Annotated in this window: 23 protein-coding genes, 4 tRNA genes and 2 pseudogenes; 11 read left to right on the top strand and 18 right to left on the bottom strand. The window is 63.9% G+C overall.

The genetic code is table 11. The features are described from left to right. Positions 1 to 268, top strand: a pseudogene (locus tag VN856_RS22080) (LysR family transcriptional regulator); the annotation flags it as partial. On the opposite strand, the gene VN856_RS22075 reads toward VN856_RS22080, so the two are convergent. The 4 genes from VN856_RS22075 to VN856_RS22060 form a co-directional block, all read right to left on the bottom strand. Then, on the bottom strand, positions 269 to 1225 hold the full coding sequence (locus VN856_RS22075; RefSeq protein ID WP_325692957.1) for an LLM class F420-dependent oxidoreductase: 957 nt from the start codon (positions 1223 to 1225) through the stop codon (positions 269 to 271). Between the two features lie 125 nt (positions 1226 to 1350). After that, positions 1351 to 2163 carry a class I SAM-dependent methyltransferase gene (locus VN856_RS22070; RefSeq protein WP_325692954.1) on the bottom strand — a complete coding sequence of 271 codons (813 nt, stop codon included), beginning with the start codon at positions 2161 to 2163 and terminating at the stop codon, positions 1351 to 1353. A gap of 94 nt (positions 2164 to 2257) precedes the next feature. Then, a complete protein-coding gene (locus VN856_RS22065; protein WP_325692963.1) occupies positions 2258 to 2896 on the bottom strand; it encodes a M15 family metallopeptidase in 639 nt (212 codons plus the stop codon). Between the two features lie 59 nt (positions 2897 to 2955). After that, positions 2956 to 3303 carry a hypothetical protein gene (locus VN856_RS22060; protein ID WP_325692952.1) on the bottom strand — a complete coding sequence of 116 codons (348 nt, stop codon included), beginning with the start codon at positions 3301 to 3303 and terminating at the stop codon, positions 2956 to 2958. Positions 3304 to 3445: 142 nt separating this feature from the next. Between VN856_RS22060 and VN856_RS22055 the strand changes: the two genes are divergently transcribed. The 4 genes and pseudogenes from VN856_RS22055 to VN856_RS28925 form a co-directional block, all read left to right on the top strand. Beyond that, positions 3446 to 4672, top strand: a complete 1227-nt coding sequence (locus VN856_RS22055) for a cytochrome P450 (RefSeq protein WP_325692949.1) — start codon at positions 3446 to 3448, stop codon at positions 4670 to 4672. Between the two features lie 32 nt (positions 4673 to 4704). Continuing rightward, complete coding sequence (locus VN856_RS22050) at positions 4705 to 5358, top strand: Bax inhibitor-1/YccA family protein (RefSeq protein ID WP_325692947.1); 654 nt, start codon at positions 4705 to 4707, stop codon at positions 5356 to 5358. 54 nt (positions 5359 to 5412) lie between these two features. Continuing rightward, a complete protein-coding gene (locus VN856_RS22045; RefSeq protein WP_325692944.1) occupies positions 5413 to 5928 on the top strand; it encodes a hypothetical protein in 516 nt (171 codons plus the stop codon). Then, positions 5905 to 6080: pseudogene (locus VN856_RS28925) on the top strand (cytochrome P450); the annotation flags it as partial. The gene VN856_RS22045 and the pseudogene VN856_RS28925, both read left to right, overlap by 24 nt. Positions 6081 to 6095: 15 nt before the next feature. Here the strand turns inward: VN856_RS28925 and VN856_RS22040 are convergent. Then, positions 6096 to 6950: a PPOX class F420-dependent oxidoreductase gene (locus VN856_RS22040; protein WP_325692942.1), complete on the bottom strand. Its 855-nt coding sequence runs from the start codon at positions 6948 to 6950 to the stop codon at positions 6096 to 6098. A gap of 190 nt (positions 6951 to 7140) precedes the next feature. Here VN856_RS22040 and VN856_RS22035 point away from each other — a divergent pair, with 190 nt between their 5' ends. Further along, positions 7141 to 7578, top strand: coding sequence for a YybH family protein (locus VN856_RS22035; RefSeq protein WP_325692940.1), 438 nt, complete (start codon positions 7141 to 7143; stop codon positions 7576 to 7578). Positions 7579 to 7584: 6 nt separating this feature from the next. On the opposite strand, the gene VN856_RS22030 is transcribed toward VN856_RS22035, so the two are convergent. The 3 genes from VN856_RS22030 to VN856_RS22020 all read right to left on the bottom strand — a co-directional run bounded on the left by VN856_RS22030 (position 7585) and on the right by VN856_RS22020 (position 7873). Next, positions 7585 to 7661 (bottom strand) — tRNA-Phe (locus VN856_RS22030). 26 nt (positions 7662 to 7687) lie between these two features. Next, positions 7688 to 7764 (bottom strand) — tRNA-Asp (locus VN856_RS22025). A 36-nt stretch (positions 7765 to 7800) separates the two neighbouring features. Then, positions 7801 to 7873 (bottom strand) — tRNA-Glu (locus tag VN856_RS22020). A 112-nt stretch (positions 7874 to 7985) separates the two neighbouring features. On the opposite strand from VN856_RS22020, the gene VN856_RS22015 reads away from it, so the two are divergent. Then, a tRNA-Lys gene (locus tag VN856_RS22015) sits at positions 7986 to 8058 on the top strand. A gap of 93 nt (positions 8059 to 8151) precedes the next feature. On the opposite strand, the gene VN856_RS22010 is transcribed toward VN856_RS22015, so the two are convergent. The 8 genes from VN856_RS22010 to VN856_RS21975 all read right to left on the bottom strand — a co-directional run bounded on the left by VN856_RS22010 (position 8152) and on the right by VN856_RS21975 (position 16529). Then, positions 8152 to 9894 carry an AMP-binding protein gene (locus VN856_RS22010; protein ID WP_325692961.1) on the bottom strand — a complete coding sequence of 581 codons (1743 nt, stop codon included), beginning with the start codon at positions 9892 to 9894 and terminating at the stop codon, positions 8152 to 8154. 2 nt (positions 9895 to 9896) lie between these two features. Continuing rightward, positions 9897 to 10760 carry an alpha/beta hydrolase gene (locus VN856_RS22005; RefSeq protein WP_325692938.1) on the bottom strand — a complete coding sequence of 288 codons (864 nt, stop codon included), beginning with the start codon at positions 10758 to 10760 and terminating at the stop codon, positions 9897 to 9899. Further along, complete coding sequence (locus VN856_RS22000) at positions 10757 to 11869, bottom strand: fatty acid desaturase (protein WP_325692935.1); 1113 nt, start codon at positions 11867 to 11869, stop codon at positions 10757 to 10759. Before VN856_RS22000 ends, VN856_RS22005 begins: the two co-directional genes overlap by 4 nt. Before the next feature lie 20 nt (positions 11870 to 11889). Further along, positions 11890 to 12177, bottom strand: coding sequence for an acyl carrier protein (locus VN856_RS21995; protein WP_325692933.1), 288 nt, complete (start codon positions 12175 to 12177; stop codon positions 11890 to 11892). A gap of 2 nt (positions 12178 to 12179) precedes the next feature. Continuing rightward, positions 12180 to 13205, bottom strand: a complete 1026-nt coding sequence (locus VN856_RS21990; RefSeq protein ID WP_325692931.1) for an acyl-CoA desaturase — start codon at positions 13203 to 13205, stop codon at positions 12180 to 12182. Next, the gene (locus tag VN856_RS21985; protein WP_325692928.1) at positions 13202 to 14119 is read right to left on the bottom strand and encodes an acyl-CoA desaturase; all 918 of its coding nucleotides are present in this window, start codon (positions 14117 to 14119) and stop codon (positions 13202 to 13204) included. Before VN856_RS21985 ends, VN856_RS21990 begins: the two co-directional genes overlap by 4 nt. Beyond that, complete coding sequence (locus VN856_RS21980; RefSeq protein ID WP_325692924.1) at positions 14116 to 15729, bottom strand: fatty acyl-AMP ligase; 1614 nt, start codon at positions 15727 to 15729, stop codon at positions 14116 to 14118. The genes VN856_RS21985 and VN856_RS21980 overlap by 4 nt, the downstream gene beginning before the upstream one ends. A gap of 230 nt (positions 15730 to 15959) precedes the next feature. Beyond that, complete coding sequence (locus tag VN856_RS21975; RefSeq protein WP_325692921.1) at positions 15960 to 16529, bottom strand: TetR/AcrR family transcriptional regulator; 570 nt, start codon at positions 16527 to 16529, stop codon at positions 15960 to 15962. Positions 16530 to 16606: 77 nt separating this feature from the next. Here VN856_RS21975 and VN856_RS21970 point away from each other — a divergent pair, with 77 nt between their 5' ends. Further along, positions 16607 to 17032, top strand: coding sequence for a nitroreductase/quinone reductase family protein (locus VN856_RS21970; protein ID WP_325692918.1), 426 nt, complete (start codon positions 16607 to 16609; stop codon positions 17030 to 17032). A 15-nt stretch (positions 17033 to 17047) separates the two neighbouring features. Here VN856_RS21970 and VN856_RS21965 read toward each other — a convergent pair whose 3' ends face one another. Further along, complete coding sequence (locus tag VN856_RS21965; protein ID WP_325692959.1) at positions 17048 to 17884, bottom strand: class I SAM-dependent methyltransferase; 837 nt, start codon at positions 17882 to 17884, stop codon at positions 17048 to 17050. 137 nt (positions 17885 to 18021) lie between these two features. Between VN856_RS21965 and VN856_RS21960 the strand changes: the two genes are divergently transcribed. After that, entirely contained in the window at positions 18022 to 18510 is a 489-nt protein-coding gene (locus tag VN856_RS21960) for a nucleoside deaminase (RefSeq protein WP_325692915.1), read from the top strand. 3 nt (positions 18511 to 18513) lie between these two features. Here the strand turns inward: VN856_RS21960 and VN856_RS21955 are convergent, their stop codons facing one another. Then, positions 18514 to 19503: an oxygenase MpaB family protein gene (locus tag VN856_RS21955; protein ID WP_325692913.1), complete on the bottom strand. Its 990-nt coding sequence runs from the start codon at positions 19501 to 19503 to the stop codon at positions 18514 to 18516. A gap of 38 nt (positions 19504 to 19541) precedes the next feature. Here VN856_RS21955 and VN856_RS21950 point away from each other — a divergent pair, with 38 nt between their 5' ends. Both VN856_RS21950 and VN856_RS21945 read left to right on the top strand, forming a co-directional pair. Then, positions 19542 to 20156, top strand: coding sequence for a TetR/AcrR family transcriptional regulator (locus VN856_RS21950; protein ID WP_414687021.1), 615 nt, complete (start codon positions 19542 to 19544; stop codon positions 20154 to 20156). 102 nt (positions 20157 to 20258) lie between these two features. Continuing rightward, positions 20259 to 20816 (top strand): acyl-ACP desaturase (locus tag VN856_RS21945; protein ID WP_325692908.1); only part of this gene is annotated, 558 nt, incomplete at its 3' end.

The following is a 20816-nucleotide window of genomic DNA, read 5'->3' as shown; positions in this document are numbered from 1 at the left end:
GGTGGATCCGCGCCCCGACGGCCGCCGAGCACCGGACGGACCGTTCATTGACGCCCTTGAAGACAAATTCGAAGTGATCGCCGCGGGGCAGGCGGTGGCGATCACAGCGGGCGCGCACGGCGTCGCATTGCGGCCCGACTTGACCACAATTCCGCTTGAGGGTGTCGAACCCAGTCATGTCGTGGTGGCGACCCGCGCCGACGACCGCAGCCGACTCGTGGCGGCCTTCCGTAAGCTCGCCGGGGCGCACATCACCGCGCCGGCGTGATCAGCGAAGTTGGGCGCCCAGCTCCGAAATGACCTCGCGGGTACGCCGTTTAGAGGCGACCAGCTCTTCGCGGTTCTCGCCGATCGGCAGCAGCCGGACCGACAGGTCGGTTACGCCGGCGTCGGCGAATCGGCGCATCCGCGCCAGGATCGCTTCCTCGTCACCGGCCGCGCAGATATCCCCGACATCGCGGGCATCGCCGTAGTCCAGTAGCCGCTGATAATTCGGCGACACCTCGGCTTCGCCGAGAATCCGGTTGGCTCGCTCGCGGGCCGCGTCGACTTCACTTGCCGCGCAGAGGCATACGGGTATCCCGGCGACGATGCGCGGCGCGGGCCGGCCGGCGTTGTCGGCGGCCTTGGTGATCCGCGGCACCACATGCTCGGCGACGGATCGCTCGTCGGCCATCCACAACACCGTGCCATCGGCGTGCTCGCCGGCCAGAGCCAGCATCACCGGGCCGAGCGCTGCGACCAACACCGGCAGCGGCGCCACCGGGGCGAGGTCGTTCGGGTTGTGCACGGTGAAGTGTTCGTTCTCGACGTCGATCGGCCCGGGCCCGGCGAACGCGGCGTGCAGCACTTCGAGGTAGTCGCGGGTGTATGCGGCCGGCTTCTTGTAGGGCAGGCCCAGCATGTCCTGGATGATCCAGTGGTGCGACGGCCCGACGCCCAGCGCCAACCGTCCGCCGGTGGCGGCATGCGTCGATAACGCCTGACGCGCCAGCGCAATCGGATGCTGGGCCTGCAGCGGGACGACCGCGGTGCCCAGCTCGATGCGGGTGGTGCGGGTGCCCATTAGCGCAACAGCCAGGAGCGCATCGAAGTCGTTGGGTACCTGCGGGATCCACGCGGTGTCCATGCCCGCGTTCTCGGCCCACTCGATATCGGCGAGCATCCGAGAAACCTTGCGCGCGGAATCGCCCCGCTCGGCGCCGATCATTACTCCGAGACGCACGTTTCCCTCCCTGGTCGATGGGGACTGCCAGCCAGAGTGCAGTTATCTTTCAGACGATAACGTACTTGCAAAAAAAGAGAATGCCAATATCGCCACTCTGAACAGGGAAAACGCCGAAGTGAGCGCTAGCCGCGGCAGAGAATCTCGCCATGCGGGATGGCCAGCCAACCGTCCGGGGCCTCAGCCCAATCTCGCCACGCCGAGGAGATCTCATCGAGTTCCACGGTGGTGGCCATATTCGACTCGACCAGCTGTCGCGACAGGGCCGACTCGACGATCCGGTCTGCCCACATCCCGCCCCACCAGTCGCGCGTCTCCGGCGTGGCGAAACACCACAGACCGCCAGTCGGCGTGATGTCGTCGAACCCGGCGTGCTGTGCCCAGGACAACAGCCGCCGGCCCGCATCAGGTTCGCCGCCGTTGGCCCGCGCCGCCGCGGAGTACAGCGCCAACCACCGGTCCAACGGCGGGAGCTGGGGGAACCAGGTGAACCCCGCGTAGTCCGCATCACGCGCGGCGACAACGCCGCCGGGCTTACACACCCGCCGCATCTCGCGCAGCGCCTGCACCGGGTCGGCCACGTGCTGCAGCACCTGATGGGCGTGGACGATGTCGAAGGTGTCGTCGGGCAGGTCGAGCGCATGCACGTCCGACGTCACGAAGTCGATGTTCGACTGCCCGCGCGTCTGCGCCTCCGTGCGCGCCAAATCCAAAGCATCCGAGGTCATTTCGACGGCGGTGACCCGTCCCGGCGCGACCCTGGCGGCCAAGTCGACGGTGATGGTCCCGGGGCCGCAGCCGACGTCGAGCACAGACAGCCCCGGCCGCAGATGCGGCAGCAGATAGCCCGCGGAGTTCTCCGCGGTGCGAACGCGATGTCCCCGCAGCACCGACTCGTGATGCCCGTGGGTGTAGACGGCCTGGTATTCACCGGTCATGGTGCGACCTCCTTGCGATCGAATCCTGTTCGACTTCAAGGCTACCGCCGCGTATTCCATAATACGAAACACTCGTCTCATATCATGAGACGGGTCAATTGACTGGAACGTCGAGGATCGGCCGCTGGACCCCGGCTCCCGAACCGTCGAAATGCCACCACTCGCCCGAGTACACCGCCAACCCGCCGGCGCTCATCGCGTCGCGCAATCGGCCCCGGTTGGCCTGCTGGGCGGCGCTGACACCGTCGGTGGCGGACGCCGTTGCCCGGGGCGAGAAGTCGTCGAAGTCGGTGCCCATGTCGACAAGGCACCGCGGGCACTGCTCGTTGACGTTGGCCAGCGTCACATCGACCGAGCGGCCAGACTCGTGGCTCTTGGCATAGTTGCCGGGTTTGGCCACCCACGCCGGGTTCGGCACGATGCCAAACATCTTGACCTGCACGTCGTGTGGGCGATAGCAATCCCAAAAGACGAGCACGTTGCCTTGCGAGGCGAGCAGCTTCGCGGCGGTCGCCAGACCGGGAGCCATCGATTCGTGCACCAGACAGCGAGCATTGGCCGGGTAGAGCTGCGTATGGGTGAAGTTGTTCGGCGTCGCATAACGCAGATCGAGCAGCGCGTTGGGGACAACGGACCGCACGTCGACGAATCCCGCAGCGCGAGCTTCGGGACTCAGCGGCGGCACGTCGGCATTCGCGGGCACGCCGCTCATCGCAAAGGGCAGAGCAAGCATGGCGAGGAGCCGAAGCGCGAGGGCGGCCATGGCTTCAGTATGCGGCGCCGTCGCCCGCGTCAGCTCCAGTCGATGGCCGCGGCGCGTTGCTCGACACCCTCGACTCGGGCCGCGATCTGAGCGGCAATCGCATGCTGCTCGTGTTCCATTGTCCTGGCCAGTGTTTCGGCCTCGGCCACGATCTGCTTCAGCAGGTCTCGGTGGTCTTCGATCATCGTGATCGTCGCGTTCCTGATTGCCACCACCGCGGAGCCCCGGGCCTCCGACGGACAAAAGCCGGAAGAGAGCAGCGGCGGCAGCGCCTGGCGTTCGAAATCCGTCATATCGCGGGACAGGTGGACGTTGAACGTCGCCCGATACGGATCGCGATCGTCGAATTCAACACTGCATATCTTGAGTGGGTCCATGGCCGTTCCTTCTGCCGGCGAGGGCGGCCTGCGCCCACGTCACGCCGAATTACATATGTGTAGTTTACCGGCGTTTTCGAGCGGGTGCGAAAGCCCACCTTATGCTGACGAAAGCCTGTCGGACGCGTCAAAGGAGACGGTCATGACCGTCGGTACCGCTCCACCCAGTGTTTTCGACGCCGATCTGCCCACGCTGAGCTACAACGTCGACGAGACTCCCGCTGCCGTTTATCCCCGCTTCCAAGAAGCGCAGCGGCAGGCACCCATCGCGATCGGCCCGTTGGGACCCGAGGTGCTTTCCTATGACCTCGTCCGCGCCGTGCTGCGCGACGACCGGTTCCAGATCCCGCCGGGCATCGTTTTACAGGCTCAGGGCGTCACCTCGGGTCCGTTGTGGGACAAAGTGATCAACAGCTTGCTCTGTGTGGAGGGCGAAACGCATCGTCGGTTGCGCGGTCTGTGCTCGAGGGCGTTTACCCCTCGCACGGTTGCGCGCCTGCACGATGCCATGGTCGACGTGATGAACGATTTGGTCGACAAGGTCGCCGACAGCGGCCGCTGTGACGTCGTCGCTGACATCGCACGCCCCTACCCCGTTCCGATCATCTGCGCGCTGCTCGGCGCACCCCGTGAAGATTGGCAGCGGTTCTCGTTGTGGGCCGACGACATCTTTCAAGCGTTCTGCTTCTCCGCCGACATCCATGCGCTCCAGCCCGCCGTCATGCGGGCCTGGGGCGAGCTCGACGACTACGTCGACGACATGGTCGCCCATCGTCGGCGCAGCCTCACCGACGACCTGCTGTCCGATCTCATCCGGGCCGAGGACGACGGGGATCGGCTTGATGCCGCCGAACTCCGCATGCTCGCGGGCGGCCTGCTGCTGGCGGGAACCGACACCACCCGCAACCAAGTGGCCGCGTCCGTGCAGGTGCTCTGCGAGCACCCCGATCAGTGGGAGCTGCTCAGAGACAATCCCGAGTTGGCCATGCACGCGGTGGAGGAGACCATGCGCCACTCGCCGATCGCGGGCGGGACGCTGCGCCTCGTGGTCGACGACGTGGAACTCGACGGCTATGTCTTCCCTGCCGGAACCATGGTGCTGATGAATACCTTTGCGGCCAATCGCGATCCGACCGTCTACGACGATCCGGATCGTGTCGACATCACCCGCGAGGGGGCGCCGGCGATATTGACTTTTGGTGGCGGCGTGCACTACTGCCTGGGCGCCAATCTGGCCAGACGAGAGATCGCCGAAGCGCTGAATGTTCTGACCGGGCGACTGCGCAACCCGCGAATTGCCGGGCCGGTGCCCTGGAAACCGATCGTGAGCCTGAGCGGGCCGAAAAGTCTGCCCGTCGAATTCGACTAGCCGCCGGTGAACAACTTAAGGACGGAAACGGCATGAGCTCAGCCGAATATGGCGCAATCGGAGTGCAAAATCGAACCCGTACCCTCTTCGGTCAGGTCATGTGGTCGGTGGCCACAACCGCCGGTCTATTCGCACTCGGGGCCTACCTAGGCCGCAACCTCGGCAATGGCGTAGCGCTCGTGTTCTACCTTCTGGCGTTCGTCTGCCTGATCGGCATGCGGTTCGCCATCCGCAGCTCCGCCGGTTTAAGCATGACGCTGCTGTTGGGTTTCGGCTTGCTGATGGGGTTGGGGACGTCGCCGATGCTGACCTACTACGCCGAAGCCGACCCCCAGGCGCTGTGGGAAGCAGGCGCAGCGACGGCATTGTTCATCGCCGGCTGCGGCGCCTTCGGTTACGCGACTCGCACCGACCTGTCCGGTGTTGCGCGCGTCGGCTTTTGGGCATTGCTTGCCCTCATCGGATTCGGCGTCGTGTTGATCTTCGTGCACATTCCCGGTGGCGCGGTCATCTACTCGATCCTCGGGCTGGTCGTTTTCGCGGGCCTCACGATGGTTGACTTCCAGCGGCTCCGCCGATCGACAGACATGGATTCAGCACCGCTTATCGCTGCGTCGATCTTCCTGGACGCGCTCAACGTGTTCCAGTTCTTCCTGCAACTGTTCGGAGGCAGGGGTCGGGACTGAGAACCAGAGCACCAATACAAACCCTTACGGTCGCGGCAGGAGTAGGAACTGAGTATGTCGTCGCTTGTCGCGCGAAGCCGTTGGGCGAGGCTGGGCCACGAGTTCGACCAACACCTCAATCCCGCCGAGCAGGCCGCGGTTCTGTCCTGGGCATCGTTTACCGCGATGTTCACAGGTCTACGACTGCTAACGCACTGGATCCATCACGGACACGGCCCCAAGGGCGGCGGCATCAGCGTCGGGGGAAGCCACTTCCACCACTACAACATCGGTATCGCGCTGCTCTCGGCTGTCGGCGCGATCGGGCTGCGCGGCTCAGATGAGCGTCGGCGACACCCAGCGGTGGCGGTTGCGTATGGCGTGGCCAACGCGCTGGTCGTCGACGAGCTGGCGCTGTTGCTTGAACTCAAAGACGTCTACTGGTCACACGACGGGCGGGAGAGCGTCGACGTCGCTATCGGCGTCATCGCTTTGGGCGCCACGATCTCGGCTGGCATGCCGTTGTGGCCTCACGCTCGCCGCGCTCTGCATGGACAGCACAAGCCGACGTTTGGCGGCGGGGCGCACTAATGCCTGGGAGCCAATCTGGCCACGCGGGAGATCGTCGAAGCGCTGAATGTTCTCACCGAGCGACTGCGCAACCCGCGAATTGCCGGGCGGTGCCCCGGAAACCGATCGTCAGCCTGAGCGGACCGAAAAGTCTGCCCATCGAATTCGACTAGCTCCTGGCCCGATAACTACCGAACTTCGTCAATAACGGTGGCGACAATCTCGGGCGCTGCGTCGTATTCAGACTGCGGCGACGGAATCAACTCGGCATGCACCGTGTGTCCGTACTTGAACCGCATCAGCCGGTGTATAGAGGGGACTACCACGCCATGAAGGACCGGATACTTGCGGCGCAGCAGTCGTCCAGCTTCGCGGTACTCGACTCTCTCCAGCAGTCGCGTCTGCCCCGGCAGCATCGGGCCGATCGGCTTCCCAGACATTGTCGCCGAACCGAATTCGACGTTCGGGTTGCGCCCGATGCGGCGTGCCTTGATCGCTCGCTGGTAAGTGCGAAAGTACGCACGGTCTCCATCCACCGCGATACTGACGGGGCTGGTTCCAGCGGTTCCATCCTTACGAAATGTCGTGAGCCTGATCGTCTTCTGCCGAACGAACGGGACCAACAGCGGCTCGGTCGCCACGCTGACGTGGCCCAGCACGTAGCCGAGCTGACGTAACCGCAGCACGAACGCGACGATCAGCGTCACCGAGGCCGCGCCTAGCGCCCACGCTTGCAGAGGCGAACCGCCTAGGTCGAGGTCCACGATGTGGTTCGCGGTATGCACGGTGTTCGCCACGATGTATCCGGCAAGCACGGTGGCCAACGCATCCGACCAGATCAGCGCGAGCAGCAGCGTGATGCCAAAGCCCACCTGGAACGCGCCGAGGTCGTGTACGAAGTGCGCATGTTCGGGAAACCCGACCGACCGAGCGAACGAGCACGGGTCGGTCAGACACCAGACCCCTATTCCCGCGGTGAGCAGTCCGATCAGCGCCGTGATCGTGACCACGTATATCCGTGCCGGGGTTCCGATAGGAATCATGTGCCGTCCTCCAATGGATTCGTCCTCAAATGCTGGACGAGGCTGCTCCCCGAGGTGTGACACGCGCATCGAAGCCATCCCTCGCCCATTGGGTGATACCGGCTACAACGGCGCCGAAGGAGTCACGTTTCAGGGGTGGGCGGTGTCTTGGGTGCATGGCATCACCACACGTGAGCGAGAAGGAGAACTAGTGGGTACGCGCGCGGTTGACGAAGCCGACATTCGGCAGCGGATAGAAGCGGGGGTTGCGGCGGTTCGAGCCAAGGACCTCGAGGGTGTGATGGCGCTTTACGCCTCCTACGTCGTGTCGTTCGACGTCGGATCACCGCTTCGGTCCGCAGGAGCCGGAGCGAAGCGGCGGGCCTGGGTGGAAGTCTTCGCGATGTACCAGCGCAAGCTCGGATACGAGGTTCGCGACCTGACCATCACCGTCGGCGATGACGTCGCGTTCGCATACAGCGTCAATCGAATAAGCGGCCTATTGAAGAACGGGGACAAGACCGACTTTTGGGTTCGGTGGACGGCGTGCTTCCGCAAGATCGAGCGCAACTGGCTCATCGTCCATGATCACGTTTCGGTGCCGGTAGATCCGCAGACCCGCACCGCGTTGCTGAATCTGGCGCCGTGATTCTCCTGGTGGCCAGGGCCGGGATCGAACCGGCGACCTTCCGCTTTTCAGGCGGACGCTCATACCGACTGAGCTACCTGGCCGGAAGGCAACGTGTGCCTCGCCGTGGTGGCGACCCTGACGGGACTCGAACCCGCGACCTCCGCCGTGACAGGGCGGCGCGCTAACCAACTGCGCCACAGGGCCTTGCTTTACCACCGCTCCGCGTTGCCGCGACGCGCGTACCCCCAACGGGATTCGAACCCGTGCTACCGCCGTGAAAGGGCGGCGTCCTAGGCCACTAGACGATGGGGGCCAGAACCGAATCACTCCGGGGTACTCGCAACATGGTTCCGTTGGAGCCACGTCAGCTTAGGGCACCGGGGACCGAATCCTCAAACGAGGACCCAGTATCCTTGTGCGTCGCTGCCCCTATAGCTCAGTTGGTAGAGCTACGGACTTTTAATCCGCAGGTCCTAGGTTCGAGTCCTAGTGGGGGCACTACGACCGGTATGACGTCGGTTGATGCTGGATAGTTTGGTTTCGGCTGATGCTTGACAGTGGTTTCGGCTGATCCGATCTGGCCCGCGCCGGCTAGCCGATACGCGCCAATTGGTTGTCGCGGTACAGCTGGGCACACGCGAGGCGTCTGATCTTGCCGCTGGTGGTGATCGGGATCGAACCGGGCGCAACCAGCACGAGATCGGCGACACGGGTGCCGTGAGCGCTCGATATCGCATAGTTGACGTTGCTTTTCACGACGTCGATCTTCGTCGCGATCTCTTCTTTTGAACTGCCGCGCGGCTTGTATTCGACGACCAGGGCCAGCTGTTCGTCGACGTCTCCTGGAACCAGGATCGCGGCGACCCTGCCTCCGGTGATCTCCTGGGCCGTCGCCTCGAGGTCGTCCGGATAGTGGTTGCGCCCGTTGATGATGAGCAGGTCTTTGATACGGCCCACGATGAACAGCTCACCGTCGCTGATCACACCGAGATCGCCAGTGCGTAGCCACGGTCCATTGGGCGTACCCGCCGACGGTTCGATGAGGCGTTGCCCGAATGTCTCCGCCGTCGCGTCGGGGCGCCCCCAGTAGCCTTGCGCGACGTTGTCACCGTGTATCCAGATCTCTCCGACTGCCCCGGCCCGTTTCTCGATTCTGGATTCGGGATCGACGATTCGCACGGTCGGCGCCAGTGGAACTCCGTAGCTCACCAACGCCGTTCCGGTTGAGTCGCTTCGCGGTTCGGCATGACCAGCCGACAGCTTGTCGGATTCGAAGTGGACGACCTTTGGCGGGTGGCCCGGTGCGCGCGCCGCCACGTACACGGTTGCTTCTGCCAACCCATACGACGGCCGAATCGCCTCAGGTCGTAGGTTGAATTGCGCGAACCGCTCGGTGAAGCGCGCCAGCGTCGCGGCGTGAACACGCTCGGCGCCACAGACAATGTGTGTCACCCCGCCCAGATCCAGACCTGCCATGTCGTCGTCGCTGGTTTTGCGCACCGCGAGTTCGAAGGCGAAGTTTGGCGCGGGCGAGAACGCACGCGAATTGGAGGCCATCAACTGGACCCACCTCGCGGGCCGGATCAGGAATGACATCGGACTGGTCAAGACGCCGTGCAGGCCGGCCAGAATCGGTGCAAAGACCCCGATGAACAGTCCCATATCGTGATAAAAGGGCAGCCACGAGACAATGGTGGTCTCCGGTGGAGCAACGCCATCTGTGTCGCTGAAGTAACCGACCATCACCTGTTCAAAGTTCGCGATCAGGTTGCCGTGGGACACCATGACACCGGCCGGCTGGCGGGTCGATCCCGAGGTGTATTGCAATAACGCCGTGCCATTACCCGGGCCGCGGCCGGTGGGTCCCGGTGAGCCGTCGACATCCAGCGCATCGACCTCTACGAACGGCCAAGTGGACGGGAGTTCTTGCTGACTCAGGTAATCGGCGACTCCGCCGGCGACGGTGGAGGTGGTCAGCACCACGGCAGGGGCGGAGTCTGCCAGCACCCGGTTGACCCGTTCATCGTGAGCCCCGACGTGAGGTACCGACAGCGGGACCGCGATCAGCCCGGCTTCGAATGCGCCCAGCAGGCCGACGATGTAGTCGAGGCCCTGAGGCGCGACGATCGCGGCCCGGTCGCCCGTCGTTCCGTGCCGGCGCAACTCGGCGGCCACGTGACACGTCCGCAGATGGAGCTGCGACCATGTCAGAGTTTCCGCAACTCCGTCTGGGTCGTAGTCAAAGTCGATGAACGTGAACGCAGGTTCGTTCGGTTGCAGACTCGCGCGTTCACGAACGATGGCGGGAATGGAACCGGTCGCGAGACCTGGCATCGTCATCGGACTGCCTTTCGAGATGGTGACTGGTCGAAATCCTGGGCTACCAGAAGCGACGACAACGCAGCGCGCATCTGCTCGCTGCGCAGAACCCCGTGATGCCCGACGCCCGGCACCTCCACCAAATGGGCCCGGCCTCCGGCTGCGATCTCGAGCGCATCGCTGACGGGAATCGAGCAGTCCTGCGGGTCATGAAGGATGCAGACCTGCATAGTGGCATCGATGCCCAGAGTCCTGATGTCCCAATGTGATACCGGGACTCCGTCGCGTCGGTGCAACTCCTTCGCGATCAGCACCGCCACACCCGTGGGTAGCCGTCGCTGTACCGCCCACCTGTCCAGGACACCGGTCAGCGAGCAAACAGGTGCAAGCAGCAGCAACGACCGCACCCCGCTGGCCTCCGACCGGGCGAGGGCGGCTACTACCGCGATCGCCGACAGCGAATGCGCGACCACAGTCTGGATACTTGGAAACCGCTGCAGCACAGCGTCAACAGCCTCGACATATTCGATCATCGTGGCCTGCGACCCTCGCGATGCACCATGACCGGGAGCATCGAAGCAGAGCACCGATTCGCCGTGGGCCACCGCAACATCCACTACGGCCGTCATCGTGGTGCTGTCGGTGCCCCAGCCATGCAGTGCGAGCACGCTGGGGTCGCGACTGCCCCACTGGTAGGCGGAGGCGACTCGGTGCACGCCGGTCATTTCGATGCGGCGGGCAGCCAGTGGACACATATCGCTCGGCGACCGGTCGAGGCTGCGGGTGTTCACGAACATCGCCGTGTGCACCTGGCCGGCCAGTCGCGGTACCACTCGGTGGCCGCGTGCCGTAGCAGAAGCCAGCATCGTGCGCGCGCTCATGACGCAGCGGAGGTCTCGGTCGATTTCGACCCCGAAGCAGACCTGCGCATGTACCGGGTCGCGTAGAGGCCGGAAATCGGGTCATAGAAAAGGCATTTGCGGACGATGTTCCAGAGTCGGCCGATGCTGGCCTTCTCGACGCGAACCATATCCGGGTACCGCTGCCTGAGCGCGACCTGTGCCTTCGGCAGGTTGTAGTAGGGCACCGACGGAGCGACATGGTGGGCAGTGTGCAGCGAGATGTAATGCGTACAGAACAACAACCACCGCGGGTAGATGAAGTCGGTGGTGACCAGGATCCTGCTGGCATTGCGGGTCCAATAGCGGTCCGGCAGGTAGGGAATGTCTTCGGCGCTGTGTTGCATCAACGTGGTGATCGAGAACCAGGTATGGATCGCGAACCACGGTGCGGCGAAATACAACAGCAGACCCTGCCATCCGGTGAAGTACGTCAGCGCGCCCAGGTACCCGCCGCCCACGACCGCGACGAACCAGATGGACCGGCGCACGTCACGCTGCATCTCTCTTTTGGGGTAGTACGAAGGCCGGAAACCGGACTTGAGCCAGTAGTTGATGGTGCCGGCCCAGATCGCCCATGTGCGCGTGCTGAAGTAGACGAACCGGAACCGACGTGGCATCCGTCGATATATGTCCTCGGAGACCGGACGCCAGTCGGGGTCCAGTTCCACGTTGTTGGTGTGGGCGTGATGGAAGTTGTGCTCATGCCGCCATGCATGGAACGGGTACATCAGCGGCAGCAACGCGAAATGACCGATCGCGAAATTCAATTGACGATGGCGGGAGAAGGCGCCGTGACCGCAATCGTGACCGATGACGTGCATACCCCACCCGCCGAGCCCCGCGAGCAGGATCAACGGGACTATCAGGTACCAGTCGTCAACGTAGGCGATGCCGGCCACCGCACCGGCATACAGTGCCAGACTCACGGCCAAGCCTGCCAGGCCGCGAATCACTGAGGGCTGCATGTAGTCCCGGGGGATAGCCTGGGCCAGTTTCTGCCCCTGGATGGCGTTGCTCTTCTCGATGAACTCGACCCACCTCGGGTCGGGGTCGGCCGGAATGTCGGGCCGGGACTGCTGTTGAGTCATGGCTGGCTCTTTCGGAGGTGCTAACCGGGAAGGCTGAGTTCGCGGGTGAGGTAGGCGGTGAGCTCGTCGATCGACCCGTGATCGAACAGGATCGCCGGGGAGAGTCGTCGTTCGACCACCTTCTCCAACGCGCCGGATACCTGGACTGCCGTTCGTGAGTCGAGTCCGTAGGCATCGAACGGTTTGGCGGTATCCACATCCGCTTCGGGGCACTTCACCCGACGGGCCAGATCAGAAACTAGCCATGAACGCAGCGACTGCTGAGTCAGCGGGCCTTCGATCGCGGGCGTCTTCGATCTTCTGAACATCGTCACCTTTCTCCGGGGGTGGACACGACGGGGATGGCGGTGCGGTTGCGCCGCAGTCGGTTGTCGATCGCCGTGCGGCTGGGCATGTGCAGGTCCCACACGATGTGCGACTTGGCCAATATCGCGATCACCCAGCCGCTGAGATCTGGTTCCCACCAACGCATTCCGTGCCGATACGCACCGGGAAACGCATGGTGGTTGTTCTGCAGACCCTCACCGAAGGTGAAGAAGGCCACCGGCCAGTTGTTGGCGCTGTTATCCCGGTTGGCAAACGGCCGCGAGCCGGTCATGTGGCTGACCGAACCGACGCACCACGCCGCTTGGTTGGCCACGAAGACCCGGGCCAGGCCACCGAAGATGAAGCCCGAGAACGCCGCAGCGGCACTCCCGCCGACAGCCCATCCGATGACAGCGGGCGCCAAGAGTCCGGCCAACCCCCAGATCGGATAGGTCCGGTTGTAGCTGTACAGTCGCCGGTCCCGCAGCACGTCGGGAGCGAACACCGTCGACCTGGATTCCTGGTCGCTGAACATCCACGGAATGTGGGCGTACCACAGCCCTTTCAGCTTGCCGCCGAAACTTTCACCGCTCAAATTCGGCGAGTGGGGATCGCCCTGCTCGTCGGCGTAACGGTGATGGCGGCGGTGCGTGCTGACCCAGAAGAGCAGCGGACCCTCGAGTGCCATCGAGCCCGTGATCATCAGGACGCCTTCGAAGAAGCGGGACGTCTTGAAGGATTTGTGGGCGACGTAGCGGTGGAAACCAATGGTGATACCGAACATCTGTATCGCGTAGAACACGCCGAACAGAACGAAGTCCAGCACGGTGGCCCGTCCCGCCACGGTCAGGTAGACCCCAACAGCGAAACCGAGGGCCGGGATGCCGATGGTGACAAGCGCGACCACCCGTTTGGCCCGTGCGCTGGCAGGGTTCAGTTGCAGGATGGCCTTGGCGAGCGATTCCCGCTCGCCGGAGGAAGGCGGTGAGGACAACAAAGACGCTGTTGCAGCGTTGGTTTCGGCTGTCATGGCGCTTCTCCTGCATGGTCGGACTGCGAATTGACGTACCGCACGTGGTGCACGAGACCCAGCCGATCGAGCAGGCGGATGAAGTCTCCGGCCAGATCGAGCTGCCACCAGTGCCGGCGGGTCTGGGCCAGCGCGGGGCGGGCGTGATGGTTGTTGTGCCATGACCCACCCATCGTGGGTGGCGCGAGGGCACCGATGTTGCGGCTGCCGTCCCGCACCGGAAATGCACGGGCACCGATCGTGTGGCCCAACGAGTTCACCGCCCACGTGGCCTGATCGAGGGCGAAGATCCGCGCGAAGCCGCCCCAAAGGATGCCGCCGACGACGCCGTGCACCGAATGGGTGACCAGCCCACCGACGGCACCGGGGATCACGATGCCCAGCGTCACCAGCGTGAAGTACCAGGCGTTGATCTTCATCACCCTGCGATCGGCGAGCCAGTCCCGGGTATGCCTGCTCCAGTCGATCTTCTTGACGTCGAACAGCCAACCGACGTGGCCGTGCCACAACCCTTTTGCGTGTCCCCACCACCCGGGGCCTTGCGGCCGAGGCGAATGCGGATCACGCTCGGTGTCAGCGAAAGCGTGGTGCAGCCGATGGTTGGCGACCCAGAACACGACCGGTCCCTGCGCTGCCATCGACCCGGCGACCGCGAGGAACACCCTGACCGGTTCGGACGCCTCGAAGGACCGATGGGTGAAGTAGCGGTGCAGTCCTGCCTCGACGCCTAGCGCGGTGATCAGGTACATGACACCGAATAACACGACGTCACACAACGTCACCCCGAAGTAGATCGCGTAGACCACCGCGCCAATCGTTCCCAAGGTCGGTAGGCCGACGGTCAGATACGCCAGTCGTGAGGCGAGCACGTCGCGATCGCGAACCGAAGGGGCAGCTAAGAATTCGGCGCTCATGCCGTCGCCCCCTGTAGGGCATCGGCCAGGAACAGTCGCTTAGCCTCTTGCCGGCGGACCTTCCCGCTGGTGGTGGTGGGAATCGTCCGTCTCGGCCAGATGCGGACGTCGGGTCCGACACCGAATTCCGAAGTCACAGAGGAGCGGACGGCGTCCGCGAGCTTCGAGTGGCAGTCGGTTGAGATCTGCGTGAATACGGCCTCGGCGACCACGATCAGACGTTCGGTTCCCTCACCGGGCACCGAGAACGCCACCGCCCGCCGTAACGACGGGTCGGCGCGCACCGCACTGGCCTCGACGTCATGCGGATAGATGTTGCGGCCGCTCACAATGATCAGGTCTTTGATGCGTCCCGTGACGAACAGTTCGTTGTCGCGCATGAACCCGAGGTCGCCGGAGCGAAGATAATTACCGTTGTCGCCTTGGAGGCGTGCGTGAAATACCTTGCTCGTCAACGCATCCTGGTTGAAATATCCGGCGGCGACACTGCGACCGCGGATCCAGATCTCGCCGATCTCCCCGGGTGGAACCAGACTATCCGAGTCGGGGTCGACGATCCGCACGACGTGTTCGGAATCGACTTCGCCGCAGCTGACCACGGTGCCATCAGGACCACCAACAGTATTGTGGCGGAGTCCTTTTCGTTTCCCGGCGACGAACAGCGTGGCCTCCGCCATCCCATAACAGGGAATCAGCGCGGTGATGTCGAACCCGAGTGGCGCCGCGCATTTTTCGAAACGCGTTAAGGTGTCCGCGCTAATGGGTTCGGCTCCGCAGTAGAACTCCTTGACCGTCGAGAGATCCAGGTCTTCGACTTCGTCGCCGAGTGCCGCGACGGAGGCTTCGAGTGAGAAATTTGGGCCAACGGTGATCGACACGCGGTAGTCGGTGATGGCCTCTAGCCAGCGGCGGGGTTGCTGCATGAAGTGCATCGGCGACATCAGCACCAGTGGCCAACCGTGATGCAGCGACAGGATGATCGTGCCCATCAACCCCATGTCGTGGTAGGGCGGCAACCACGAGAACCCGACTCGGTTCGGGTCTGACCCCATACTGCGGGACAGGACTTCGCAGTTGCTCATGAGATTGTCGTGGGTTATGCAGACGCCCTTCGGCGATCCCGTCGATCCGGACGTGTACTGGATCAGGGCGAGGTCATCGGGCGAGCACGCTGCGGGTACGACCCGCTCGACGCCGGCATCCAGTTCATCGACGTAGCAGATCAGCGGATGAATATCGACGCACGCCAGCCGGCGCAGCAGTGCTTCGACTTGGGCGTCGTACATCGCGTCGATGACGATTGTGTGCGGCGCGCAGTCAAGCACGATCGCGTGGAACCGGTCCAGTTCCTTGGAACGCAACGGAGGAAAGCAGGGTACTGGGACGGCGCCCAGCATCATGATGCCGAACAATGCGGCGATGTAATCCAGGCTCGGGTTCACCGCCAACACGACGCGTGATCCGGCACGCACACCCCGACCCGAAAGCCACCCCGCGAATGCCGCTGCGCGGGCCGCGGTGTCTGAGTAGGTCCACCGTGATTCGGACGCCGCCGTGCCATCGGCGAGGAAAATATACGCCGGCTCCAGCGACGAAGACCTGGCGGACAAAACGTCGACGATAGTGCCAGTTTTCTTTAGCACAATTCTGTTCCCTCAGTGGCTATTCCAGCAAACACTCCCCATGCGAAAGCTTGGCGGCCGCCACGCCCGGAACCGGCCTAGAGACGCCGGGCATTAGTGTAGCCAGCGCCCGGGATACGTGCACAGTATATTGCCAGGATATTGGTAGCCGGCCCGAAGATCGGGTCGCTCGGCCACCTCCCGCGGACCAAACGCTGCTACCGCCCGACCGGTAGGTGTAGCCGAATGACTTCGCCAAGATGACGCCCTACATCATCGAGTGCATCCGTCGATCCGCTGGCAAGCGCAATGACGACTGCGCCTTCGATCGCCGCAACGGCCAACGTCGCCAGTGACCGGGCGTTGTCTGTGTCAACGCCGGAGCCGACCAGTCGATCAGCCAGGATGGTCCGCCAATCTGCAACCGCCTCAGCAGCCGCTTGCGCTGCGGCCGGTGCTTCGGACCGACCGAGGATCGCAGCGACTATCGGGCAGCCGGCCTCCATGTCAGTGGCGCGCAACTGCGCCTTCCACTGATCGATGAAGGTGCGGATCGCCTGGATCGGGTCTTCTCCGCCGTCGGCTGATCGGATTACCGCACTCAACGCTTGTCCGGCGATCCGGGTGGCTTCGGTCACCAGTTCCGCCTTGCCGCCAGGGAAATTCAGATACACGGTTCTGCGCGCGACGCCGCTGTCCTCGAGTAGGGCATTGAGACCCGCTCCGGCGACGCCTCGCCGTTGGATCAAGCCTGTGATGCTGGCCACAAGGGTTTCGCGCGCGGACATGGGTTGAACTATACCGATTGGTCTACTAGCGTTAAGTCAACGAGCTAACCGGACCACCTTCACAATCGGAGATTGCCGTGACGAACAGCGACCATGACAAGACGTTGCGGAAATTCCGTCGAGAGCGGGCCGTCGGCCGTGTGCTCAATCCCGCAGTCAAGGCCCTGAGCAGGCTAGGGCTGCACACCGCGATGGCCACCGAACTGGAGACCGTCGGCCGCAAGACCGGCCAGCTGCGGCGTGTTCCCGTTTCGGTGCAATTCGACCACGATGGGGCGTGGGTCATCTGTCAGCACGGCACCCGCTCCGGGTGGGGCCGAAACATCGCCGACAACCCTAATATTCGTGTGCGACAAGGAAATCAGTGGCGCACCGGAGTTGCGGAATTCAGACCTGATGACGACGTCGCGGCGCGCGGTCGCAAGTTCGGGCTGGTGGGATCCAAGGTCGCCAAGGCGTTGGAGACCACGCCGGTGTCGGTCAGGATCGACTTCACCGACTGAGTTCTGGGGCTCCGGTCAGCTCCGCACGGCGTTGAGATACGTGATGTCGGCGAACGCCTGGGCGACCTCGTCGTCGGCGTACACGAAGCCGTTGGCGGCATGCATTTCGGCGACGGTGCGATGCGCCACCTGCCAGCCGCGGTTGGTGAGATCTTCGATGATGTGGCTGCGCTCGTAGTGATACACCAAGTCATTGAGGTCGATCTCGAAACCCAGCTCGCTCATCCGATCGTGGTGACTCCGCCAGTGCGGGTCATTGAAAACCGTTGTGTCCGGAACGAACTCACAGGCCAGCTGACTCTGCGGCGCACTCAGCGCGGTGATGCTGCCAAACAGCGCGTCCTGGGCTTCGGGCGGCAGGTAGACCACCAGACCTTCGGCGCTCCATACCGACGGGGCCTGCGGATCGAAGCCGGCCGCCCGCAGTGCCGCGGGCCAGTCGTCGCGCAAATCGACCGGGACGATTCTGCGCTCGGCCGTCGGCTCGGCACCGAGCTCGTCCAGCGTCGAGGTCTTGAATTCGATCACATTCGGCATGTCGACCTCGTAGACAACGGTGCCCTCGGGCCACGGCAGCCGGTATGCCCGCGCGTCCAGGCCGGCCGCCACGATGACCACCTGCCGGATGCCACTGCCCGTCGCGTCCATGAAGAAGTTGTCGTAGAACCGGGTCCGGACCGCCATCCCCCGGCCCATCCGGGAGGGATCGAATTCGGCCTCGTCGCCGACCGGGATCTCGCCGTTCACCAGCCGGGTGTAGACGTCGATGCCGACCGCACGCACCAGCGGTGCCGCGAACGGGTCGTCAATCAAGCCGGCCTGGGAGGCCAATGCGCGGTTGGCCGCAACCATCGTCGCGGTCGCGCCGACGCTCGTCGCAAGATCCCAACTGTCGCTTTCGCTGCGTATCGACACCAGAACTCCTCACTCGACGTACAAATAATATAGAACAGCTAGCTATTAGCTTTGCTTTCGGATGGAGGACCGTGATGGACTTCGCGCAGCGGACCATCGATCTGGCTCGACAAAACGTGATCGAGGGCGGCCGACCGTTCGCGACGGTGATCGTCAAGGACGGCCAGATTCTGGCCGAAAGCGCCAATAAGGTTGCCCAGAGCCATGATCCGACCGCCCACGCCGAAATCCTGGCCATCCGCGCGGCGTGCATGAAGCTGGGCACCGAGCATCTGACCGGCGCCACCATCTACGTGCTGGCCCATCCGTGTCCGATGTGTCTTGGATCGCTCTACTACTGCTCGCCAGACCAGGTCGTCTTCCTGACCTCACGCGACCAGTACGAGCCGTACTACGTCGACGACCGCAAATACTTCGAGCTGGCCACGTTCTATGACGAGTTCGCCAGGGACTGGCAGCAGCGGCGACTGCCGATGCACTACGACCCCCGCGACGAGGCGATCGATGTATACCGCCTCTGGCGTGAGCGCAATGGCGGCCAGCGGCGGGTCGGTGGCACCTGATCGTCAGACGACGTTGGGGCAGTAGTGCTTTGGGTCGCCTCGCTCGTCGAGCGGGGGAAGGTTGCGAGCCGGCGTCTGCACCAACGGGGTGTCCGCCGGAATCCGGCCCTTGGCCCGGTCGAAGCCTGCCCGGGCTCGTGGATGCTTGCGGTAACGCGACGGCACAACGGCGAAAGTCAGGCGGACGATGTCGCCGAAGCGGCGGTGCAGCCACTCGTCACGACGTGACCAGCTATAGCCCATCAGCTTGCGCACCGGCGGGTCGTACAGACCAACCGTCAGCCAGACGAAGAACGGCGAAAGCAGTTTGCGCTGCAGGGCCCAAAGGCTGTCCGGAATCCACTGCGCGAAGGGCGGTTTCGGCAGCTCAGTGAGGTTGAGTACCTCCCGTGCGGCGAAGTTGTTCTCCAGCACCTCACTGCACATGTGGTCCCAGTACACCTGGAAGTCTTCCCAGCACTTCGGCACCGGGCGCATGCTCATGCCGTACATCCGGTACCACTCGATGTGCTCGTCGAACAGCTGCCGCTTCTGCGCCTCGCTCAGGCCACCGCAGAACCGCTCGGCCACGTGGATCGTGCCGACGAAGAACGTCGAGTGCGCCCAGTAGAAGACGTCGGGATTCATCGCGTGATATCGCCGGCCCTGACTATCGGTGCCCTTGATGTCCAGGTGGTAGTCACGCACCTCGGCCCCGGTGGTCGGCGCCCGGTCGCCGTCGAAGACCACGCCACCGATGGGGTACAGCGATCGCAGCAACCGAGGCCAGCGCTCCCGAAAGAACGTCGAATGCTCTTCGACCGCCGCACCCAACTGCGGATGCATGTTCTGCATCGAACCGGCCCACGGGCCCTGCAGCATGCCGCGCCAATCGCCGAAATACCGCCAGGTCAGCGAGTCGGGGCCGAGCGGCCGAGGCGGGGCTTCGTATCCCAGCGGCGAAACCGGGCAACCCGCCGCAACCGGGGCTGCCGCAGACGTATCTTGAGTCACTGGTGCAATTTCCTGTCCCAGTCAGGCAAACTGACTACATGCGTTGTCAACAAGAGTCTAGGAGTGAAGTGCCGTCCGGTCAACGCGCGCGTCGCTGGTCGGGTATCCCTCTGGAGGATCGCCAGGCCTTGCGGCGGGACGAACTCGTCGCCGCGGGCGTGCAACTGCTCGGCGAGGCAAGCGGTCCGGCGGTGACCGTGCGGGCGGTGTGCCGGCAGGCCGAACTGACCGAACGTTACTTCTACGAGAGCTTCACTGATCGCGACGAGTTCGTGCGCGCGGTCTATGACGATGTGTGCACCAGGGCGATGTCGGCGTTGACGTCGGCCGCGACGCCACGCGAGGCCGTCGAGCAATTCGTCGCGTTGATGGTCGACGACCCGGTGCGCGGGCGCGTCCTCTTGCTGGCCCCCGCGGTGGAACCGGTCCTGGTGCACTCGGGTGCGCAATGGATGCCTAACTTCATCGACCTGCTGCAGCGCAAGCTGACCCAGATCGGCGATCCGGTGCGACAGAAGATGATCGCCACCAGCTTGATCGGCGGCCTCACCGCGCTGTTCACCGCCTACCTGGACGGCCGACTGGCCGCCAGCCGCGAACAATTCATCGACTACTGCGTGGAAATGTTGCTCAGCAGGTTTACGGCACACTAGCCACGACGACGCGAAACTCCCGGCGAGACGGAACTTGAATGTCACCGGCATAAACAGATATATTTACTGAAACCGACAGACACAGATAACTGGGAGGCTGTTGTGCCGGATCCGCAAGACCTGGACCTGTTGCGCGAACTCGAGCCGGTTGTCGAGAAGTACATGAACCGGCATCTGAGCGTGCACAAGCCCTGGAACCCGCACGACTACATTCCGTGGTCGGACGGCAAGAACTTCTACGCGCTGGGCGGCCAGGACTGGGAGCCCGGGCAGTCCAAGCTGACCGACGTCGCGCAGGTGGCGATGGTGCAGAACCTGATGACCGAGGACAACCTGCCGTCGTATCACCGCGAGATCGCAATGAGCTTCGGGATGGACGGCGCGTGGGGCCAGTGGGTCAACCGCTGGACCGCCGAGGAGAACCGGCATGGCATCGCGCTGCGCGATTACCTCGTGGTGACCCGCGCGATCGACCCGGTCGAGTTGGAGAAGTTGCGCCTGGAAGTGGTGAACAGGGGCTTCAGCCCCGGCCAGAACCAGCAGGGCGACCTGTTGTCCGAGAACCTGTTCGACTCGATCGTGTACGTCACGTTCCAGGAATTGGCCACCCGCGTCTCACACCGCAACACCGGGAAGGCCTGCAACGAGCCGATCGCCGAC

The sequence above is a fragment of the Mycobacterium sp. genome (assembly GCF_035603715.1).
Taxonomy (GTDB): Bacteria; Actinomycetota; Actinomycetes; order Mycobacteriales; family Mycobacteriaceae; genus Mycobacterium.
The sequence above is the reverse complement of the archived record's forward strand: the minus strand, read 5'-3'. Positions and strand labels throughout refer to the sequence as shown.

What these genes read in the sequence shown, in the direction of transcription:
- VN856_RS22070 (WP_325692954.1), bottom strand. Translation starts at nt 2,163, where the DNA reads ATGACCGGTGAATACCAGGCCGTCTACACCCACGGGCATCACGAGTCG.
- VN856_RS22065 (WP_325692963.1), bottom strand. Translation starts at nt 2,896, where the DNA reads ATGCTTGCTCTGCCCTTTGCGATGAGCGGCGTGCCCGCGAATGCCGAC.
- VN856_RS22060 (WP_325692952.1), bottom strand. Translation starts at nt 3,303, where the DNA reads ATGGACCCACTCAAGATATGCAGTGTTGAATTCGACGATCGCGATCCG.
- VN856_RS22055 (WP_325692949.1), top strand. Translation starts at nt 3,446, where the DNA reads ATGACCGTCGGTACCGCTCCACCCAGTGTTTTCGACGCCGATCTGCCC.
- VN856_RS22050 (WP_325692947.1), top strand. Translation starts at nt 4,705, where the DNA reads ATGAGCTCAGCCGAATATGGCGCAATCGGAGTGCAAAATCGAACCCGT.
- VN856_RS22045 (WP_325692944.1), top strand. Translation starts at nt 5,413, where the DNA reads ATGTCGTCGCTTGTCGCGCGAAGCCGTTGGGCGAGGCTGGGCCACGAG.
- VN856_RS22040 (WP_325692942.1), bottom strand. Translation starts at nt 6,950, where the DNA reads ATGATTCCTATCGGAACCCCGGCACGGATATACGTGGTCACGATCACG.
- VN856_RS22010 (WP_325692961.1), bottom strand. Translation starts at nt 9,894, where the DNA reads ATGCCAGGTCTCGCGACCGGTTCCATTCCCGCCATCGTTCGTGAACGC.
- VN856_RS22005 (WP_325692938.1), bottom strand. Translation starts at nt 10,760, where the DNA reads ATGAGCGCGCGCACGATGCTGGCTTCTGCTACGGCACGCGGCCACCGA.
- VN856_RS22000 (WP_325692935.1), bottom strand. Translation starts at nt 11,869, where the DNA reads ATGACTCAACAGCAGTCCCGGCCCGACATTCCGGCCGACCCCGACCCG.
- VN856_RS21995 (WP_325692933.1), bottom strand. Translation starts at nt 12,177, where the DNA reads ATGTTCAGAAGATCGAAGACGCCCGCGATCGAAGGCCCGCTGACTCAG.
- VN856_RS21990 (WP_325692931.1), bottom strand. Translation starts at nt 13,205, where the DNA reads ATGACAGCCGAAACCAACGCTGCAACAGCGTCTTTGTTGTCCTCACCG.
- VN856_RS21985 (WP_325692928.1), bottom strand. Translation starts at nt 14,119, where the DNA reads ATGAGCGCCGAATTCTTAGCTGCCCCTTCGGTTCGCGATCGCGACGTG.
- VN856_RS21975 (WP_325692921.1), bottom strand. Translation starts at nt 16,529, where the DNA reads ATGTCCGCGCGCGAAACCCTTGTGGCCAGCATCACAGGCTTGATCCAA.
- VN856_RS21965 (WP_325692959.1), bottom strand. Translation starts at nt 17,884, where the DNA reads ATGGTTGCGGCCAACCGCGCATTGGCCTCCCAGGCCGGCTTGATTGAC.
- VN856_RS21960 (WP_325692915.1), top strand. Translation starts at nt 18,022, where the DNA reads ATGGACTTCGCGCAGCGGACCATCGATCTGGCTCGACAAAACGTGATC.
- VN856_RS21950 (WP_414687021.1), top strand. Translation starts at nt 19,542, where the DNA reads ATGCGTTGTCAACAAGAGTCTAGGAGTGAAGTGCCGTCCGGTCAACGC.